The organism is Flammeovirga agarivorans, from assembly GCF_012641475.1.
GTDB lineage: Bacteria > Bacteroidota > Bacteroidia > Cytophagales > Flammeovirgaceae > Flammeovirga > Flammeovirga agarivorans.
In genome coordinates this window covers 1-502 of the sequence record NZ_JABAIL010000150.1, presented here as the reverse complement: position 1 = coordinate 502, position 502 = coordinate 1, and the positions used below count along the sequence as shown (strand labels likewise).

Annotated in this window: 1 protein-coding gene; it reads right to left on the bottom strand. The window is 57.2% G+C overall.

All coding sequences use genetic code 11. The features are described from left to right. A partial coding sequence (locus HGP29_RS28705) for a DODA-type extradiol aromatic ring-opening family dioxygenase (RefSeq protein ID WP_262889560.1) occupies positions 1 to 502 on the bottom strand: 502 nt, incomplete at both ends.

Here is a 502-nt window from a genome sequence, read left to right as displayed (position 1 = left end):
ATTGTTCTCAAGGATCAGCGTGGCGATACCGGTCATCGAGGGCAGGTAATAGTCGCGCCAGGTTTCGGTGACATTGGCTGATAGCGCGCCGCGCATCACCAGCCACATGATTACTTCGGACCCCTCCATCCCCCCCAGCTCGGCATATTCGCCAAGGGTCATTTCGGTAAGCTTTTCCGGGTCATTAACCAGCATATCAACAAACTGGGCATCCCAGTCGGGATTATTAAATCCGCAGCGCTCGCCATGAACCTGATGCGAGAGCCCGCCGGTCGCGACAATCGCCACATTGATATCTTCCGGGAAGCTTTCAATCGCCCGGCGCAGCGCCTGGCCGAGTTTGTAACAACGGCGCGCGCTTGGTACCGGAAATTGCAGCACGCCGATCTGTAACGGGATCACCGCCGTCGGCCACCCCTGCGCTTCATCCCAGGGCAACAGCGCCGAAAGCGGCGAGAAAAGGCCGTGGTCGAGCTTTTTATCCATAAAGAACGACATATCA